The organism is Pseudomonas sp. MM213, assembly GCF_020423045.1.
In the GTDB taxonomy this organism is placed as follows: domain Bacteria; phylum Pseudomonadota; class Gammaproteobacteria; order Pseudomonadales; family Pseudomonadaceae; genus Aquipseudomonas; species Aquipseudomonas migulae.
The window spans coordinates 391,990-410,962 of record NZ_CP081943.1 but is presented as its reverse complement, the minus strand read 5'-3'; the positions used below and the strand labels follow the sequence as shown (position 1 = coordinate 410,962).

The window sequence follows — 18,973 nt, the reverse complement described above, 5'->3', positions numbered from 1 at the left end:
CTCCCCTGCGGATCATGGCTTGATCACCACTTGTGGGCCGTAGCCATCGCCGGTGCGGAAGGTTGGCAGTGCAGCAGAGTTCACGTAGCGCACACCATCCCAGCTCGGCAGCGGAACCGGCATCAATTGCAGTTGCCCCGGTTTCTCAACGTCCCAACGCAACAGCATGGAGTTGTCCTCATGTTGAGTGTTGTGGCAGTGCTCCATGTACGTCCCGGCGAATTCGCGGAAGTGGATCGCAATCTCGACGCTGTCCAGGCCGTCCTTTTCCGGACCGATGCGGTACACGTCCTTACGTGCCCATTTTTCCCATTCCGGTGGTAGCTTGCCGCCGCGACTGAGGATGATCCCCTCCTCGAAGTGCACGTGAACCGGGTGGCTCCAGCCCTCGCCGCCGAGCTTGATGTTCCACACTTCCAGCGTACCGAAGCCCGTGACGCCGGCATCGGTCGGGCCAGAGGCCAGTTTGGTCGAGACGTTCAGCCGACGAGGGTCCATTCTGAAACCGAAACCGCCGTCGGTCTTGATTGTCCAGGGCGCCGAATCGGTGCCGTCGGAACGACCGAAGGTGAAGGTGCGATGACGGGCCTTGGCCAGCAGCGCCTTGTCGGCCACATTATCGCGGTGAATTTTCAGCGGGATCATCACCAGGCCTTCAGCCTTGCCCGGTTTGGCCGGTTCATAGGCCGCCGGGTCCATGGCCAGGTCCTGACCGGTGTAGGCCTTGACGTTGAATTGCAACACTTTGCCTATCGCCGGATCACCGTCCTCCCACTTCGGCCCCTTGCTGGATTGCCTGATGACGGCCTTGTACTTCTCGGACAGCACGTCAGCCAGGGCGACGGGTTCTTCCGGGCCCTTGCCGTCTTCGTGCACCAGCAGGTTGACGAAGAACAGCTTGTCGCCCGCCTTGACCCCGTTTTTCGAGAAGTTGACGACGATGTCGAAACGCTCGGCGATACCCATGGTTGGCAGGATCGCGTTGTGATTTTGAGTATCGCCGTCGGCATCCAGGTCCATGGTGCCGTCGAATGGCACGGCGTGTTCCATGATGTTGCCGTCGTTGGCAATCATGTGGAACGGCACACGGGCGTACGACAAGCCTGACCCGACAGGCCCTGGGAACTCGCCGCCGGTGCCCTTGATTTCGCGCACCAGCGCCAGTTTGAAGTAGCGCGACACCGAGCCATTGAGCATGCGGAACCGATAGCTGCGGGCGCGCACATCCAGGACCGGTTTCCACTGCCAGTTGACCAGCACCTGATCACCGAGGAAGCCGTCGGTATTGAACGGGTTAAACCACAGTTGACCGTTCTTGTCCCACGCTTTATCGGCAAACAGCAGGTTGACGTCGTAGTCGCGGTTGCCCCAAGGCAAGGCGTTGCCACTGGGTAAACGCAGGTTGACGCCGTCATTCACCGCTTCATTGCCACGGTCCAGGGCGCTGTAGTAGTTCATCATCGCCGCGTTGCCCTTGTAGACGTTCTGCGCGGTGAAATCGAGCATGTGGTCGTGAAACCAGTGGGTGCTCATGGTTTCGCGCCAGTCGCCACGGATCTTGATCGTGCCGTTGTCGCAGGTCTTGCGGCTGGGGATGAGGTCGTTGGTCCACAGGGTTTCGCCCGGCGAGCACGGAAAAGCTGCACGCGGGTCTGTAGCCGTGGTGTTGATGCTGTCGTAGCCAGCCAACTGGATCGGCCAGCGATAGTCGTAGAATTGCCCGGGGAAGAAAAATGCGTTGGCATAACCGTCGCTTTCCGCCGGTTGGTGACCATTGTGTTCGTGGGTGCTGAGGGTGTGCAGACCAAAACCCATGTTCGCCGACGGGTCGATCGGCAAGGCGTTGTAATGGCGCATCAGCACGGGTTGTCCGTAACGCACCATGAGCAATTTCGGTGGCAAGGTGCCGTCGAAGGTCCAGACCGATTTGTGGTTCTGCACCGGCATTTTCGGGTGAAAACGCGCATCGACGCCTTTGGCGGTGCCTACGGTCGTCGGCAGGCCAGCCACATTGTAATAGAGGCCACCGGGGCCAAACTCGCCCATGGCATAGCGGTGCATCTGACGACTGTCACGCAACCCGGTATTCACCCGTGCGCCGGATTGCACAGTCTTGTAGGCGATCTGCGGGTAAAACTCGTTCCAGCGCTGGTGCGACCAGCCTTTTCCTGGTGGACGGCCTTCAGCCGACGAACCGATACGCCGGTTGAGGAAAAATTCGATCTGCTTCTGCCAAGGGTTGCGGTCGACCACGTTGGAATAATGGCTGGGAAACGGGGTCAGTCCGGGTTGCCGCATGAAAGCGTCGAGCGCCGCACTCGGCGGAGCGCTGCGAGCGACGCTGGTGGGATCCTGTTGCGGCAGCGGGCCGATGGCGGCCGGTGGAAACGGCAACTGTGCCGCCGGGGTGGTGGGGTCGAGTTTTTCCGGACCGAACTCTTCGAACAGCACCAGTTGCTGGGTGAACGGCAGAGCACCGTACAACGGGCTGGGTTTGCCGTTGGTAGGGTAATTGAAGCTGGTCTGTATCGCCGGCGGAAGGACGTTTTCCTTGAGCGGGGTCTCTCGGGTGCCTTTGACGCCAGCCGGCAAGTCGAAGGCATCCAGGTTGGCGGGGGGCATGGTCAAAATGGCGTTCAAGGCACCTGCCTTGTCAGCCGGCTCGTCGTAATACGCCGAAGGGTCGGAAGGTGGCGGCTGCCCCTCGTCGTCGATCGGGCTGGCGCGCAGGCTCGTTGTGCCGAGCGTCATGGCCACAAAAACGCTAAGGGGCGTCAGGAGACCAAACCATTTGCAGGGGTGCAGCGCTTTTCTGTCCATCACCAGCCGCCTCGAAGTCGTGAAGGGGGTAATGGGGGTTTTGCAAGGAGCTCGCCAGACTTGCTACAGCCTATACAAACGCACTAATGCTCGTTAAAACAATGGCTTATCAACATCAATTTGCCATGCCCTGAAAAACGACTGGGGAATGACACCCGCAACCGGGGAAAGTTCGTCCCCATTTCAGGGACTGCGTTGGAACGACAGGCGAACACTTGTGCCCTCGCCCTCGCGACTGTCCAGGCTCACCGTACCGCCGCAGCGCTCCATAATCCGCTTGACCAGTACGAGCCCGACGCCGAGCCCGCCTTGTTTGGTGGTGAAAAACGGCCGGAAAGCCATGCTGCGCTGTTCCTCGTTCATGCCTCTGCCGGTATCGCTCACCACCACGCTGACGTCTCGGGCATCCGTCGGCTCCAAAATGACGGTGAGCGTGCCGCCCTGGTCCATGGCCTCCAGCGCGTTGGCCAGCAGACGGTTGAGTATCTGCGTCAACTGCATCTGCTGGCTCAGGACCATGGGCGTGTCCTTCGGCTCGAACACCACATGAACGCAGGCCTTGGCGATCTGCTGCTCGAAGGCCATGAGGCTGTCGTGCACCGCCGCCACCAGGTTCACCGGTTCCGGTTCATCGGTGAGCGGGCGCAAGGATTGCAGCAATTCCCTGACCCACGTCGACATGCGATCGACCTGACCGATGATGTCGTTGATGTTTTGGTGCGCCGGGCCATTGTCGAACTCCAGCGCCAGTTCGGCACTGGAGCGAATGGTCGCCAACGGGTTACGCAAACTGTGGGCCACCGCCGATGACATCTCACCCAGGGCGACAAAGGTTTCGTTGGTGATCAATTGTTTTTGCTGCGCCGCCAACAGGATCGCCGCACGCCGCACGATCCAGTACAGCCCCAGATAAATCAGCCCGCCGCCCAGTGCGGTGGCCAGCCAGATCAACACCAGACCGCGCTCCATGCGGCTGATCAGGTCTTCGGGTTCCTTGTAGATCTCGACCATCGCCGTGACGTGCCCGCCATCGGCATCGAACAGCGGAATGTAGTTTTCGATGAAGATGAATTCCGGCGGCGAGACGAACTTTTGCTCCATGCGTGTCTTGTCGACGTCGTGATAACTGGTCGACACCGGCGTCCTGGAGGCGAATGCGCGCTCAAGGTCTTCGTCGGCATGGATCGTGGTGCCCATCAATGCCGGGTTGGTCGACCAGATCACCATGCGGTCGGGGGCGTAGATGTTGGCAAGGATCACGTCAGGCAAGTGCTCGATGTGATCGAGAAATTCGCCCCGGGCGTTGGCGCGGGCCATCGGGTCTACATCGGGGAAATCCTTGTCCTTGCGCGGGTCCAGCAGCTCGCCCATGCTGCGCACATTGGGAATTGATACGTGGCGCACCTCGGTCAAGGCAATCGTCTGAATGAACTGCGAGGTCAGCAATGCATCGCGCTGCACGCTCTCGGTAATCACAAATCGCGTGGACACAGCCCCCAGCGCCACCGCCACCGTACCAATCACCGCCATGCTGATGAGGGAAAACCAGCGCAGCAGATTGAACGGTTGCTTTCGCGAGCTCAAGCGCACATCGCCCTCTTCGGACTGGAGCGATTGTGTGGGCATGTTCATGGGCGTACTTCCCGGCGATTCCCCCCATTGGTTATAGCCCACGGTCAGGCATTTGCCCGGTATTGGGTGTTGACGTGACGATCCCCTGTTGGATCCATCAATCGATACACGTCGTAACCGTTCGGCAAACACACATTCAGTGGTTTTGCCTTTGCAAACTGCCACGAGCACAGTCTGGCGCTTCCGCGATTTTCAGCAGTGCTTGCTCATGTTTAACCACGCGTGTTTAAAAACACTTCGTGTTACTTCGCGCAGGCTACAACGCCTTGCGCCATTGCCTACGCTTGCGCCAGAATCCGCCGGCTTGTGCGCCTTGATCTTGGGCTTTATCGTTTTCCGGTCGCTGAAAATCAGTGATCGGGTTTGGTAGCCCGAGCTGCATAAGGTGCATTGCATCGCCATTTGAGGCTTCTGGTCTCGCATTTATGGTGGTCATGCACAGGGCGCCTTCGGGCGCGCCGGTTTCCTTGTGCCCGGTCTACCAACCTGCGTATGGCCACCACCCCTCGTTTGGTAGCGAGGGTGATGGCTCCTTGTTGTTAGCATAAGGAGTTTTATTTATGTTCAAAGTAACGCCCAATCCACCGGACACCGATCCGGCATCGCCGCAAGACAATCCCGATTCAGAAGCACATCGCGAAGCTGTCAATCGCGCCCTCGATTTCTACTTCAACCCTGCCGCCCAGAACGCTCACATCAAAGCCACTCCGCGAACACCCACCACCCTGTTTATCGTCAACCCGGAACTCGATACCGAAACCCTGCTGGCCCATGCGTGTGAATCCCTGGCATCGGCCAATGTCATGGCGACGGATCTGGCGGATCAACTGGACGGGACATGCCGCAACTCCCTGCTGGGGATTGCGCAAGTCATCATGCTGGGCGAGTTGGCGGTGAATCGGGCGCTGGATCAATTAGCCCCCACCGAGTAGCGACTGCGTCCGGCTGTCTGTAGGAGCAAGCTTGCTCCTACAGGTTTCCCGCCCTCCCCGGCATCCCCATCGCCCCCCAATGCTGGGGACAGTCGCCCGTTGGTTCGTCCGGCATCCAGGCAACGCTTAATAGCGAAACGCTGTAATGCCGGGCCTTTGCCGGCCGTTTCCAACGATTGGTACGGAAGTTGCCGACTCCCCCGTCAACTGACCCACCCCCCCAAGGGGCAGGTCTCTGATAGAGGGAATACTCATGCACCCTTTACTGTCCAAAACCACGATCGCCCTGGTCGTGTCCGCTCTGGCCCAAGGCGTCGCCCAGGCAGCGCTGTTTGCTGTCGACCCCGGCCCCTATGTTCCCGCCAACGGTAACTTCGCTTCCTGGTATCAGGACACCCACGGTCGAACCCTCGATTTGTGCCTGTCCAAGGCCGTCAGCTCCAGAGTTCCGAGTGCGCCCGGCGCACCGTCCTACATGTGCCTTTTGAATCCGAACCCCGGCATTTTCGATGACACTCAACCCATCGTTTTCCCGACCAACTTCCCCGACGAAGCGTTCTGGTTCACCGGCGACGGATCCATCGTCGATGCCGCACGGGGCATCGACCTGACCTATGTCAGCGCCGTTGAAGCCGCGTTCAGTGGTGGCGACCCGCTGGAAGGCGACCAGGTCAGTTTTGGCCGTATCCGTATTCGGGTCGACGTGCCCACGGCAGGCACCTATGTCATCACCCACCCTTACGGCGTCGATGTCTTCAACGTCGATACCCCCGGGCGCCGCGCGATCAACATGACCCGGGACATCGGCATCGGCTCGCCGAAAACCTACGACGGTGCGCTCAAAGCGGACATCGGCCCCTTCCTGCGCAGCCTCAACGGCCCTTACGTCGAGCCCAACCCGGTTACCGGTTCAACCGACACGTTCGTGGGCGATCCGAACCTGGAAGAGGCTTTCACCGGCAGCCCTTTCAATACCAACTACATCCGCATTGAAGGGCCTAACGGACTGGACTTGCGCACGACGGTAATGGCCATTTCCGGCAAATTATCGACGCTCGTTCGCCCCACTCCGATCATTGCCGAACGCAGCACCTATTCGCGCACAGCCGGCGCCAGCGCCCCGGTGGCCCACCAGGATGTTTTCGTCATGGCCCCGCCACCACCGGCCACCGTGACCCTGGACAGCAACACCCCGGTGTTGAAACTGAGCGAGGCCAACACCACCGGCCACTGGTACGCCCAGTCAGCCACCAACCCGACGTTGCCGAGCAGCTTGCTGGTGACGGCCGACAACCATCTGGCCATCCCTACCAGCACGCCAACCTCCTTGTCCATGCCGCTGACCGACCTGGTGGTGATTTCACGGGCCGAGTACAGCCTGAGCAGCGGGCAAATCACGGTAGTGGCCTCGACCAGCGATGAAACATCGCCACCGATTCTCACCGCCACCTCCGGCACGGGTGTCGCCATCGGCGCCCTCAGTGGCAGCGGCGCAGAGAAATCCCTGTCGACCGGCATCTCGCCGATTCCACCGGCCAAGGTTCAGGTGACGTCATCCAATGGCGGCAGCGATACCGAAGAAGTGGTCATCGTGCAATGAACGCTCTCATGCCCAGATCCGCATCAGGAGGCATCATGAACAAGTGGCCACGCTTCGCGCTCAAGGCGCTCGGGCTGACTCTTTCGCTGTCCGGCAGTGCGTTCGCGCAACTCAATGCCGTCGATACCGGCCCCTACACTTTCGCCACGGGGAAATTCCCCATGTGGTATCAGGACAGCAATTTGCTGTCGCTGGAACTGTGCCAGTCACGGGCTACCAGCACGCGGGCACCGGGTGCTCCTGGCGCCCCCGCCTATATGTGCATCCTGAATCCGGAGCCCGGCATCTTCGACGACACCCTGCCGATGGTGTTCCCGGATAACTGGCCACCGGAAGCGTTCTGGTTCCTCGCCGAGACCAGCATCAACGATGTTGGAGGTTATGGCGTGGATGCCTACGTGGCCGGGATTGAAGCGGCGTTCGCTGCGGAAAACCCTGTCGACGGCGATCAGGCCAGCTTCGCGCGGATTCGCCTGCGGGTGAACATACCTGTCGCGGGCACCTACACCATCACCCACCCGTACGGCGTGGAAACAGTCAACGTCACCACACCGGGCCGCCGGGCGATCAACATCACCCGCGACATCGGCATCGGTGCACCGGGCAACTTCGCCGGGGCACTCAACGGGGAGGTCGGGCCATTTCTTCGCAGCGTCAATGGGCCGTACACCGAAGTGAATCCGGACACCGGCGCCATCGAGACATTCGTGGGTGATCCGAACCTCAGCGAAGCGGTCACCGGCAGCCCGTTCAACAATAACTTCCTGCGTGTCCAGGGTCCGGCCGGGACCATTCAGACCAACCTCTTTACCGTGTCCGGCAAAGTCCTCGACAGCCGTGCGCAAACCCCTGTGGAAATCGGCCGCGCCACTTACCGCCGCCTCCCGACAGGTCCGGGCACGAGCAGTACCCGGGTCGAAGTCTTCGGCAAATCGGCCATCAGTTCGATCCTGTGCTTCCGTGAAACCGTGCCTCTGGTTCCCGGACCACCGCAATCGCCCTGCCTGGTCACCATGCTCGGCAACAACACCGGCCAGTTCTTCGGCCATCGTCTGACAGGCAGCACGGTTCCTCCGGTGGTGGTGGTCACCGCGACCGACCCGAGTGGCACCAACCGGCCAACGGCGGTGTCGAGCAAAGTCACCGACATCGTGAAAATCCAGACCGCACGCTACAACTGGAGCAATCACAGCCTGCTGATCGAAGCCACCTCGTCAGACGAAGTCGTGGTGCCGGACATGGTCGCTCAGGGCTTCGGACGGCTGACGAAAACCGGCACTTTGCAACGCCTGACCGTTGCCGATCTGTCGCAGCCACCGGCCACTGTCACGATCAAATCCGCCGCCGGCGGCAACGACACCGAACCTGTGGTGGTGATCGGCACACAACCGAACAGCGGTGAAAACCAGGCGCCGCTGGCCGTTGCCGACACCGGCAGCACCAGCTTCGGGGTGCCGATCACCCTCAACCTGCTGGCCAACGACAGCGACCCGGACGGCAACACGCCATTGAGCATCGTCGCGCTGACCCCGCCGGCCGCCGGGCAAGGCACCGTGACAATGAGCGGCACGACCGCCGTGGTCTACACACCGCCTCCCGTAGTCACTGCACCGCTGACCACGACCTTCACCTACAAGGCTCAAGACATCAAAGGCCTGGCCTCGGCCACCCCGGCGACCGTGACCATCACCGTGGCACCTAACCGGCCACCGGTGGCCGTCGCCGACAGCGTCGCAACCCTGGGCGTGGCGATACCGATCAGTGTGCTGGCCAACGACACCGATCCGGAAGGCAACGTGCCGCTGGCGGTCGCCAGCTTCACGCAACCACCGAACGGTCGCGGCAGCGTCAGCAGCAACGGTACGGTGATCACATACACCCCACCGGCCAACTTCACCACGGCGTTCACCACGACCTTCACCTACTTCGCCCGGGACAGCTTCGGCGCCCAGTCGACGGCACCGGCGACGGTCACCGTGCAAGTCTCGCCACGGCCACCGGCAGAAACCTTCACGGTGACCACGGCAACGGTGTCGGCACGCTCCAACAACCGCTTCACCTGGGACTTCGCGGGCACCTCATCGGTGACCACCGGCAACGTCGTCACCATCCGGGTGAGCACCCCAACCGGGTTGGCAACCCTGGGCACCGCCACGGTGGCGGTGACCGGTCGCTGGCGGCTGACGGTGAACAACACCACCACGGTGATTCCATCGGCGAACCCGACGGCCACCATCACCTCGTCCCAAGGCACCGTGCGCACCGTGACGGTGATCTCCAACTGAGCCTTGGCCCCATCGGTCACGTGGCCGATGGGGCTGGCCTCTTGCGAAAGGACAGTCTCATGAAAACGTCGACCGCCGCCCTGCTCTGCCTGCTTCTGCTTTGCAGCAGCGCGGGCGTGCGCGCCGACGATCTGATGGAGAACGATGACCTGGGCCCCGGCACCGACCTCGGCGAGTTGCCACCGCCGATTGGCCAGCACGCGCTGATCGACCAGAACGGCCAGGCCAACGTGGCGCTGCTGCAACAGAACGGCCAGTCGCTGCTCGGCACCATCGTCCAGTCGGGGAGCAATCAGGAAGCCTACATCCTGCAACAAGGCAGCGACCTGATGGCAATGATCACTCAGCAAGGTTCCGGCAACTCGGCCTCGATCACCCAGACCGGCAGCCAGAACCGCGCGCAGATAGCCCAGAACGGCAATAACAACGACGCCAGCATCGACCAGGCCGGCACGGGGCTTTCCAGCGCCGTGACCCAATCGGGAAACGGCATGAGCGTTTCAGTCAAACAATACCGCTAAAGCACCGCACCACATGGAGGTTTCATCATGTTCAAACTGACGCCCCTCACCGCCGCGATCCTGGTCATTGCCAGTGCCCAGGCGTTGGCCAACGACAGCATTTCCACCCAGGACCAGGTCGGCACCGCCAACATCGCCAATGTGAAACAGACCAAGGCCCCCTACAGCACCGCCACCCAGCAGCAACTTGGCGAAGGCAACGATGCGGCTGCGGTGCAGGACTCGGCCACCAGCACCATCGACCAGAACCAGGTCGGTGAATACAACGCCGGTTACGCCGAGCAATTGTATGAAGACAACAGCACCATCACCCAGAAACAGACCGGCAGCTTCAACACCAGCCATGCCAGTCAATCGATCGGTGCGGGCGGCGGCGAAGTGCTGCAACAGCAGGAAGGCAGCGGTAACTTTTCGTTCGTCTATCAGGACAGCCAGGAGGGCACTTCCGGTCAAACTTTCCAGTACGGCGACAGCAATGAAGCCAACATCGAGCAGATCCAGCCCGGCATCGGCAACATGGCGGTGATCATCCAGTACGGCACCACCAACTACGCCACCGCCGAACAGATCAACCACATGGGCGGTCAGATCGACATCAACCAGTCCGGTGCCAACAACTATGCCTACGGCGACCAACGCAACGGCGACGGCGGCAACCTGACCATCAACCAGAACGGCGACGGCAACGGCACCGAAATCTGGCAAGACGGGCAAGTGGGCAGCACGGCCACCGTCGACCAGATGGGCGAGACCAACGAAACCGTGGTCGACCAGAGCTTCGGCGAAAACAACACCGCTCAGGTCTTCCAGGTCGGCAACCTCAACGCGATCTACGCCGACCAGTTCGAGTCCACCGGCTCGACCCTGGCGCTGTACCAGACGGGTACGGGCAACGTGCATTTCACCTATCAGTCCGGCGAAGGCCATTCGCTCACCGCGACTTCGGTGGGTAGCGACAACAAGGTCTACGCCAGCAACTGGAAAGGTCCGCAAAAAGGTGGCCAGTTCGGCAGCAACCAGAGCGCAACCATCACTCAGAACGGCAAGGAAAACATTGCCAACTTCACCCAGGACGGCGTCGGCCATGTCATGACCACCAGCCAGACCGGCATGGGCAACAAAACCATCGTCAGCCAGGCGGAGAACTACAACGAGCTGTACTTCGATCAGAACGGCACCGACAACATGCTCATCGCCGACCAGCGCGGCACCACCAACCTGGTCGAGGGCAGCAGTAACGGCATGAACAACCGTAGCGAATTCGACCAGTCCGGCACCGGCAACCTGGCCTCTACCAGCCAGTGGGGCAACGATAACAAGATCACTCTGAAACAGACCGACAGCATGAATGTGGCGTATGTGACCCAGAGCGGTATCGGGAACATTGCCAATGTTGATCAGAGTGGCGTGACGCAGATGGCGACCATTCAACAGGTGGGTATGGATAACCAGGCGACGGTGTTGCAGCAGTAATTGCGGGGGTATAAAAAACCGCGGCCCTTGAGGGGGGCGCGGTTTTTTTGTGGCCTGCTTTCTGTAGGAGCCAGGCTTGCCGGCGAAGGCGTCTTGACAGGCGACGATTATCTTTCAGGTGTACATATCCGTTGCTGCGGTAACGGCCGCTATGGGTTTCGCCCTTACGGCGAGTCACTTGGAAGAGCGCCAAGTAACCAAGCGCTCTTGCCCCTTTCGTTCGGTGCCTCGCCTAGGCTCGGCATGCCCTCGCTCCGGTCCTGCTCCGTGGGCCCGCCGCCATCGGCCATCCCTGGCCGGGGGCGGCTAACCCGGCATCCATGCCGGGTTGCCCACTGCGCAGAACCTGCGCTCGGCCTCTCGAGGGGGCGCTCAGATCAAAAGCGGAAGGCGAGCTAACGCTCGGCCTGATGAGTGGTGAGAAGCAAAAGCAAACGCTGATCCCTGTAGGAGCCGGCTTGCCGGCGAAAAGCGTTTGGACAACGCGTTCATTCAGACACCCCACGTCATCGTTGACGTCCATCGCCAGCAAGCTGGCTCCTACAAGGGAAATGCATATGTGTTGTTGGATAAATACGATCCCCTGTAGGAGCCGGCTTGCTGCGGGCGGCGTTCCGACGATAGCGGTGGATCAGTCAACGTATGTATTGGCTGGACAGACGCCATCGCCAGCAAGCCGGCTCCTACAGGGGGTGGGGGCATTCGTGGGTGAAGGGTCGGCTGCCAAGCCGCCTTCGCGAGCAAGCATCGCTCCTACGAAGAGCCAAGCAACGCACCCGCCCTTCACCACTCATCAGGCCGAGCGTTAGCTCGCCTTGCGCTTTTGATTTTGATCTGCCCGCCCCTTCGGGAGGCCGAGCGCAGGTTCTGCGCAGTGGGCAACCCGGCATGGATGCCGGGTTAGCCGCGCACGGCCATGGATGGCCGATCGCGGCGGGCCCACGGAGCAGGACCGGAGCGAGGGAACGCCGAGCCTTAGCGAGGGGCCGGACGCTGGGGCGAGACCTTTTGGTTCCTTTTGGGGCGTTTGCCAAAAGGGACTCGCCGTAAGGGCGAAACCGTAAGTGGCCGTTACCGCAGCAATGGATATGTACACCAGATAAAAAATGGTCGGCTGTCAGGCCGCCATCGCCAGCAAGCCGGCTCCTACAGGGGTTCGGGTACATCCGCATGAACCAGGTCGACCCGAAGGCCGCCTCGGTCACTCTTCTTCAGGCACCACCTTGTTCTGGGTCAGATACCGGTCAAGCGTCTCACCGCTCTCAGGCGAATTATCCCCCGCCACCTGCCACAAACGCCGCTCGATCCCCTGCGCCAGAAGATGCCCCACCGCCGCCTCGATCGCCGACAACACGCACAACTGCGCCGGCTCGTTCGTGGTGTAGCCAACCTCAGCCTCAAGCAACTTCTTGAACTCGATAAACTTGAACACCCCGGCACTACGGCCCACGGAGTAAATCGTCTTGCTGGTCATCACATTGGCCAGCACCTGCCCACTGCGCACATCCACCGCCCGCAGGTTCACCGTGACCTGATCCACCCGATACTCCCGGGAAATATCGATACCCAGGTAACGCGCCCCTTCCCCGCCGCTTTTCACATTGGTGTCGTACGCAATAATCCCGCCCTCAAGCATCATGTTCGCCGCTTGCAACGGCGGCAATTCACCCTGGATATTCACCGGCGTGTTCGGCTTTTTCTGCGAGGCGCGGATGATCTTGCGCTCGGTCAGCAGGTTCTGCAGCCCCTCCCGCTCCAGCACCACAAACCAGCCGCTGGCCTGCAACGCATCCATCAACATGCTCGCCGCGCCTTGAGTGACGCTGGTAGAAAACGAACTGGCCGGGGTCGGCTTGTATTGCCCGGTCTGGTCGCGGAAACCGTACACCACCGCCATCAACCGGCCCTTGGGTCGTGGCATGTTGATCAAGTCGTAGTAGGTCGAAGCCCTCGGGGTCAGCGTCGGGGTTTCGGTGTCCTGCTCAGCCCCGATCGGCTCGCGCAGACTGCACCCCTGTAACGCCGCCAACATCAGCCCTAGCACCATTATTCTTTTCATATCCTTCCCTCCCCATCAACCCGGATCCCTTCAAGGGGCCAGGCCGCTCACCTGAATTTCGGAAACTTCACCGGTCGCTCGGTCGGTCACGACGATGGTCAATTGGCCGGAGTCGTCGACCACATTGACGATAAAAGCGTCGGTGGTCAGGCTCCCGGTGTTGCCCGCGGAAATGTTGTCCAGCAACTGCCCGAGCAACCGCGACTGCAACTGACTGGAGAACCGCTCCAGCGCTGAAGTACCGGCCGCGGCGGTGCGTTTTTTCAAGTCAGGATCGTCGTAATCGTTTTGCGCCTGGGCGTTGTTGAGCAGCCAGGTCCCGTTCAGCGGGTTACCGCCAAACGAGGGGTTGATGGGCGTGTAGACCAGTTCGGTGGCCTGGACCAGGCCGCAACTGCCGAGCCCGACCAACCAGATGCCTGCCCTTGAAAACAGGCGGTGCTGCGAGAACGTTGTGGTTTTCATAGTTCGTCCCTCTCAAGGTCCGTTGTGTCCTGCAACAAGGCTTCCAGCTTGCGCTGGACGATCTGCCCGCGGACCCAGTCGGCGGCGTCATAGGCCTCTTCCTTGAGTTCCACGGTGTTCGGCGGCAAAAAACGCCGGTAAACCAGACGCTGCTGATATTCCACAGTGACCAGGGCGCCCCACCGCGCCGAAGGTCGTTCGCGTACCACCAGGTTGAAATCCATCGGGCTGGTGGCGCGCAGGCGTTCACTGAACGAGTAGTAAAAGTCGTGACCGATGTGCGAGATCGTGTCATCGACGATGAACCCCATCATTTCGTCCTCTTCGCCGGCCGTGGCGGCAGCAGACGCCAGCATCAGGATCACGGCCACGCAGAATCGGTTCATGGCTGCAACGCTTCGGGCGATTGTGACTGGCCCTTGGCAGGTCCCGATGTGCCTTCGAGAAAGGCTTTTTCGGCCACGAACTGCCAGTCCTTGTAACTCGCCATACCGGCAAAATCCGACCACTGAGAGGGGAAGTCCGCCTGCTTGAGCGGCGTGTCCGTGGAGGCGCTGTTGAGGCCGGTGATGCGGCCGTCGAAACCGCGCATCAGGCTCCATTCGCCGCCGCCGATCGGGTCCGGATACAGCTGCCGGATATGGTGTTTTGGGCTGGGAAAACGCTCGTCCTGCAACAGGTCTTCCAGCGTTTTCGGGTATTGGGCCAGGCCTGGCGAACTGCGGTAGTAGCTGCGCAGCGCCTGGGCGTATTGCGTACCGACCCAGAGCAGCTGGCGCTCACGATCACGGCGCGAGAGGGTTGACCACAACTCGCCGGCAGTGGCCAGGCCCATGCCCATCAGCATGATCAGGAACAGCACGCCCAGGTAAGTGAAACCGCCCTCGTTCGAAGGTTTACCACTCGGAATAGAGGCTGCCATCACGCGCCCTCCCTGTGGCCCCGCTTTTGATATCGGCGACGCCACCCGGTACGCCGTCCGGTGGTGCGACCATGACCCAGAGGTCCTTGCGTTCGGCAATCGGGTCCATCGGCGGGTTGCGCAGGTAGCGTTGTTCCACCAGTTGCTCAAGGGAATCGGGATAACGCCCGGTGTCGCCGTAGTAGTGATCCAGGGCTTCGCGCATCACCGACAGGCTCTGGCGCAGCGTGGTCTCTTTCGAGGCCTCGAGGCTGTTGAAATAACGTGGCAAGGCGATGGTCATCAGGGTTGCGATGATTGCCATGACCACCATCAGTTCCAGCAGGGTAAACCCCTTTTCCCGACGCATAAGCTCACCACTCCCGGTAGGCGATGCCGTTAAGCCCTTTGCCACGCGCCTGGGAATAAACGTCAAAGACGTCTTGGCCCTCACGCGGGTTTTGAGCCGTGCTGTCATAGGAGCGCAAACCCCAGCCGCCGTCGTCGTCACGCTTGACCGGCTTCAGCGGGTCATGGGGCACGCGCCGCAGAAAATAGAACTTGGCCCCCTTGGCGCTGCGCACATCGCGCACCCCCTCCACCAACACTTTCAGGTTCGGCGGATAGCCGCTGCTGTTCAGGGACTTCTCGATGTAACCGGCGTCGAATGCGCGTTTGTACGCGTCGATGGCATCGCGAATCTGGTACAGCGCGGTGCGCAGTTCCTGCTCTTTGCCCCGGCGCACCACGGTCTCGGTCAGCGGCGCGGCCATGCCGGCCAGCAAGCCGATCAGGGCCAGCGTCACCACGACTTCGATCAGGGTAAAACCGCGTTGCGAGGCGCTCATGATCAAGGCTTCTCGATAAACACTTGAGTGGTTGAAGCCGCCACCGGCCGATCGATGTGCTCGTTCTGAATGGGCGGTTCCATCTGCCGGTCCGGCGCCTGAATGCGCATGCTGGTTTCGGTCCCGGTCGGGAATTCCATGTCCGACGGGCTCTGGTACGGCAGGTTGCGCACGATCCGTGGCGTGATCGACAGCACCAGTTCCGATTTGCTGACGTTGTCCTTGTTGCTGCCGAACAACCGGCCCAGGCCAGGAATGTCGCCAAGCCCCGGGATCTTGTTGCCGGTGGCGCCATGGTCGTTGCGCATCAGGCCGGCAAGAATCTGGGTTTCGCCGTCATGCAGGCGCAGGGTGGTCTGGGCGTTACGGGTATCGACCTGCACCGGAATCGTGCCCTGGCGGGTCGGTTCCAGTGGCGTGGCGTTACTCACTTCCAGCGCGATCTTGATCGCCACTTCGTTGTTCAGGTGCACGGTCGGCTGCACTTCCAGCTTCAGACCGACGTCCAGGTAGGTGACGCTTTCGGTGATCACCGGGCCTTGGGTCGACGGCACCGACGTGGCGCTGATGATCGGCACGCGCTGACCAATGTGGATGCGCGCCTGCTCGCGGTTGCTGACACGAATCACCGGGCTGGCCAGGGTGTTGATGTCGTTGTCCTGGGCATTGATCTTGGCTTGCGGCGAAGGCGAGATGGTGATCCGGCTGGAGTCGATGCCTTTCAATTGATCGAGAATCTGCACCGGCGAACCGTCGCCGTTGACCACGCCAAAGGTGTTCGGCCATTGCAGGCCGAGGTCGAGAATCCGTTGGGTGGCAACCTCCATCACCTCCACTTCCAGCACCACTTCGGGGTTGGACTGGTCTTGCGATTGCAGGAGTTTTTCCGCCATGCGGATCGCGTCTTCGGAGTCGCGCATGGTCAGGGTGTTGAGGCGCTCATCGACAAACACGTCGCGGGTCTTGAGCATGGTTTTGATCATGTTCAGCGCGGTGTTGGCATCGATGCTGGTCAGGTAGAAGGTGCGCATCACCAGCTCCTGGTAATCCTTGAGCTTTTGCGGTGAGTCCGGGTAGATCAGCAAGGTGTTTTCGTTCACCACTTTCTGATGCAACTGGTTCTGTTGCAGCAGCAGTTCCACGGCGTCTTCGATGCGCACGTCACGCACGAAGATCGTGGCTTTCATGTCCGGGCGCAGGTCCTTGTCGAAGATGAAGTTCAACCCGGCGACCTGGGACAGCACCTCGAAAATGGTTTTCAGGTTGGCGTCGCGAAACTCCAGGGTCACGGGCCGTTCCAGGCGTGTGCGCAGTTGTGGGTACTGGATGACGTTGCGGCTCTGGACCAGACGGATGTTGCTTTGCAGTTCCAGGGCGCCTTCATTTTTCGGGTCCAGTTCGAGAATCTGTTTGACCTGACGGTCGGCCCCGTAGATGTCGCCGCGACGCAAGTCGCCACGGGCCAGCTCGAGTTTTTCATCGAGGCTGCGCATGTAGTCGAGCTGGCGCATTGCATCCTGGGCACGCCGGTTGTTCGGCTCGATGGTCAGCACCCGGTTGTAGCTGACGCGCGCGGCGGCGAAGTCCCGGTGCGAACGGTCGGTGTCAGCCTCGGTCAGCAGCGCGGTAATCGCCTTGGCGTGGGCGGAGTTGCGGGCCAGGTGCAGTTCGGTATTACGAGGGTTTTCCCGCAGCCCTTCTTCAATACGCGCCAGGCCGGCCTCGTATTGTCCCTGCTCGATCAGCTCGGACGCTTCCTTGTTGGCGACCTGGGCAGAACTGCACGCCACCAGCCCGGCACACGCACAGCAAAAGCTCATCAGCAAACGGGATCTATTCATGGCGTGCTCCCCATAGACAAGGTCTGGGACAAATGCAAAGGCAGGTAGACGAAGCTCAGTTCCACATCGGAAATGCCCACGATCCGCCAGGTTTCGTCGATCACATCCCCTTTGCGTACGACGTATATTTTTTCTCCGCTCAGCAGAAACACTTGCTGGTCTGAACGATCATCCATGCGCCCGATAAACTGGAAAGGCATTGGCGGTGCACTGGGGACGGTCACCACCGGGGTCACGTTGACGGGTTGTTCGGTGACGCTGGCGAGCGTCGGTTCAGCCTTCCAGCTGCGGGCGGCGAACAGGTCGCCCGCCGGGCTCAAGTCCTTGATCACAGCGGTTTTGCCGGTGGCTGGCGCGGCAGGTAGAGCACCGCGGGTTTTGCTGTTGGCCGCCGTGGCCACGACGGTGACGGCCGCCTCGCCGTCGTCCGCCGACATCCAGTAATCAGGCAACCAGGCCAGCCCCGCCGCTACGCCGAAGAACCCCACCCACCCCGCTACGCGTTTGGTATTCATCATGACCTCGACAGGTAGAGGGTCATGCGGATCCGCCCGGTCAGGTCGGTGTCGGCGATCTTTTTACGCTGGAACTCCACGTCCTCCACCACCACCGCCGGCAACTGACCGAGCAAGGCATGCAGGAAGCGCCGCAGTTGCGGGTAGCTGCCACGCACCGGCAGCAGAATCTGATAGCGCGCCAGATGGGTCTTGGGGTCGATGCCCAGGGCATATTCACCGCGTGCCAGGGTGATGTGTTCCTGGGCCGCCAACGCGTAGATCTTGTCGATCGCCACCGTGGCTTGCGGCTGCGAAGGCAGCTTGCTGCGGAAGTCGTCGAGCTGACGTTGTGGCACCACCGGCGCGGCGACGCTGCCGTCTTCAACCCTGGCCAGGTATTCACCGGCTTCGCGGGTCTGTTGGCTGAGCTGTTGCAGCGACTGCCAGTCCGGCATCAAGCCCGCCAGGCCATAGACCGATGCCAACGCCAGCAGCGCCATCCCTGCCAGACCGGGAATGCCCAGGCCTTGCAGGTATTCGTGGACGATCAGTCTAGGGATTTGCATCGCCAATCTCCCAGGTAGCCGACAGGTTGAATTGCACCGGGTGCTCGGGCACGTTGGCCACGATTTCGTGGCTCAGCAGCGACACATCGGACAGCTCGTCGCTGGCCTCGAGGTTGCGGTGGAAGTCGAGCATGGCGTCGAGGTCTTTCGCCTCGGCGCTGATCCGCACCTGGCCTTTGCGCGCATCGGGGGTCAGGGTCAGCAAGGCGATATCGCCCCGGGGCATGGCTTCGAGCATGGCGAACAGGCGCTCCCACGGCCGGCGCAGTTGCTGCGAGACCTTGCGCATCTCGGCGAGGTTTTGTGCCTGCTCGCGGATTTGCGCTGGGCTCAGGCTGACCGTGCCACCGTCGTCGCCGGTGAGGACGCGCTGGGCGGTTTGCAGATGGCCCTGTTGTTGCGCGGTCTGATCACTGAGGTGTTGCTGAACCAGCACGCAAATCAGGCTCAACACCACGCCCACGGCCAGCAGGCTCCAGCCCAGTGGGCCCGAGCGGCGGCGCGGCTGAAAGTCGAGCATCAGGGCGCGCATG

The 18,973-nt window shown here is 61.3% G+C and carries 18 protein-coding genes; 5 read left to right on the top strand and 13 right to left on the bottom strand.

Annotated features, from left to right (window positions below):
- Positions 1 to 12: 12 nt before the first annotated feature.
- The 3 genes from K5R88_RS01990 to K5R88_RS01980 form a co-directional block, all read right to left on the bottom strand.
- Positions 13 to 2,820 (bottom strand): multicopper oxidase domain-containing protein, encoded by a 2,808-nt coding sequence (locus K5R88_RS01990; RefSeq protein ID WP_226299063.1) that lies wholly within the window; start codon positions 2,818 to 2,820, stop codon positions 13 to 15.
- A 183-nt stretch (positions 2,821 to 3,003) separates the two neighbouring features.
- On the bottom strand, positions 3,004 to 4,452 hold the full coding sequence (locus K5R88_RS01985; RefSeq protein WP_226299062.1) for a sensor histidine kinase: 1,449 nt from the start codon (positions 4,450 to 4,452) through the stop codon (positions 3,004 to 3,006).
- Between the two features lie 256 nt (positions 4,453 to 4,708).
- Entirely contained in the window at positions 4,709 to 4,888 is a 180-nt protein-coding gene (locus K5R88_RS01980) for a hypothetical protein (RefSeq protein WP_157222791.1), read from the bottom strand.
- Between the two features lie 124 nt (positions 4,889 to 5,012).
- On the opposite strand from K5R88_RS01980, the gene K5R88_RS01975 reads away from it, so the two are divergent.
- The 5 genes from K5R88_RS01975 to K5R88_RS01955 all read left to right on the top strand — a co-directional run bounded on the left by K5R88_RS01975 (position 5,013) and on the right by K5R88_RS01955 (position 11,263).
- A complete protein-coding gene (locus K5R88_RS01975; RefSeq protein ID WP_008034164.1) occupies positions 5,013 to 5,384 on the top strand; it encodes a DUF6124 family protein in 372 nt (123 codons plus the stop codon).
- A 253-nt stretch (positions 5,385 to 5,637) separates the two neighbouring features.
- Positions 5,638 to 6,984, top strand: coding sequence for a hypothetical protein (locus K5R88_RS01970; RefSeq protein ID WP_226299061.1), 1,347 nt, complete (start codon positions 5,638 to 5,640; stop codon positions 6,982 to 6,984).
- Positions 6,985 to 7,019: 35 nt separating this feature from the next.
- Positions 7,020 to 9,269, top strand: coding sequence for an Ig-like domain-containing protein (locus K5R88_RS01965; protein ID WP_226299060.1), 2,250 nt, complete (start codon positions 7,020 to 7,022; stop codon positions 9,267 to 9,269).
- A 59-nt stretch (positions 9,270 to 9,328) separates the two neighbouring features.
- Entirely contained in the window at positions 9,329 to 9,790 is a 462-nt protein-coding gene (locus K5R88_RS01960) for a curlin (RefSeq protein ID WP_008034167.1), read from the top strand.
- 27 nt (positions 9,791 to 9,817) lie between these two features.
- Positions 9,818 to 11,263, top strand: a complete 1,446-nt coding sequence (locus K5R88_RS01955; protein WP_226299059.1) for a curlin — start codon at positions 9,818 to 9,820, stop codon at positions 11,261 to 11,263.
- A gap of 1,201 nt (positions 11,264 to 12,464) precedes the next feature.
- Here the strand turns inward: K5R88_RS01955 and K5R88_RS01950 are convergent.
- The 10 genes from K5R88_RS01950 to K5R88_RS01905 are packed head-to-tail and all read right to left on the bottom strand — an operon-like array spanning position 12,465 to position 18,972.
- Positions 12,465 to 13,322 (bottom strand): CsgG/HfaB family protein, encoded by an 858-nt coding sequence (locus K5R88_RS01950; RefSeq protein ID WP_008034033.1) that lies wholly within the window; start codon positions 13,320 to 13,322, stop codon positions 12,465 to 12,467.
- Between the two features lie 30 nt (positions 13,323 to 13,352).
- A complete protein-coding gene (locus K5R88_RS01945) occupies positions 13,353 to 13,787 on the bottom strand; it encodes a curli assembly protein CsgF (protein WP_008043342.1) in 435 nt (144 codons plus the stop codon).
- Positions 13,784 to 14,173 carry a curli production assembly/transport protein CsgE gene (csgE, locus tag K5R88_RS01940; protein WP_008034030.1) on the bottom strand — a complete coding sequence of 130 codons (390 nt, stop codon included), beginning with the start codon at positions 14,171 to 14,173 and terminating at the stop codon, positions 13,784 to 13,786. The genes K5R88_RS01945 and csgE overlap by 4 nt, the downstream gene beginning before the upstream one ends.
- Positions 14,170 to 14,709, bottom strand: coding sequence for a type II secretion system GspH family protein (locus tag K5R88_RS01935; protein ID WP_207286688.1), 540 nt, complete (start codon positions 14,707 to 14,709; stop codon positions 14,170 to 14,172). Before K5R88_RS01935 ends, csgE begins: the two co-directional genes overlap by 4 nt.
- On the bottom strand, positions 14,684 to 15,058 hold the full coding sequence (locus tag K5R88_RS01930) for a type II secretion system protein (RefSeq protein WP_008034019.1): 375 nt from the start codon (positions 15,056 to 15,058) through the stop codon (positions 14,684 to 14,686). The genes K5R88_RS01935 and K5R88_RS01930 overlap by 26 nt, the downstream gene beginning before the upstream one ends.
- Before the next feature lie 4 nt (positions 15,059 to 15,062).
- A complete protein-coding gene (locus K5R88_RS01925) occupies positions 15,063 to 15,536 on the bottom strand; it encodes a type II secretion system protein (RefSeq protein ID WP_008043347.1) in 474 nt (157 codons plus the stop codon).
- A gap of 2 nt (positions 15,537 to 15,538) precedes the next feature.
- On the bottom strand, positions 15,539 to 17,377 hold the full coding sequence (locus tag K5R88_RS01920) for a secretin N-terminal domain-containing protein (RefSeq protein WP_008043349.1): 1,839 nt from the start codon (positions 17,375 to 17,377) through the stop codon (positions 15,539 to 15,541).
- Positions 17,374 to 17,892 carry a hypothetical protein gene (locus tag K5R88_RS01915; protein ID WP_226299058.1) on the bottom strand — a complete coding sequence of 173 codons (519 nt, stop codon included), beginning with the start codon at positions 17,890 to 17,892 and terminating at the stop codon, positions 17,374 to 17,376. The genes K5R88_RS01920 and K5R88_RS01915 overlap by 4 nt, the downstream gene beginning before the upstream one ends.
- On the bottom strand, positions 17,892 to 18,440 hold the full coding sequence (locus tag K5R88_RS01910) for a GspMb/PilO family protein (RefSeq protein ID WP_008034015.1): 549 nt from the start codon (positions 18,438 to 18,440) through the stop codon (positions 17,892 to 17,894). The genes K5R88_RS01915 and K5R88_RS01910 overlap by 1 nt, the downstream gene beginning before the upstream one ends.
- A complete protein-coding gene (locus K5R88_RS01905; protein WP_207286689.1) occupies positions 18,427 to 18,972 on the bottom strand; it encodes a PilN domain-containing protein in 546 nt (181 codons plus the stop codon). Before K5R88_RS01905 ends, K5R88_RS01910 begins: the two co-directional genes overlap by 14 nt.
- Position 18,973: the final 1 nt, after the last annotated feature.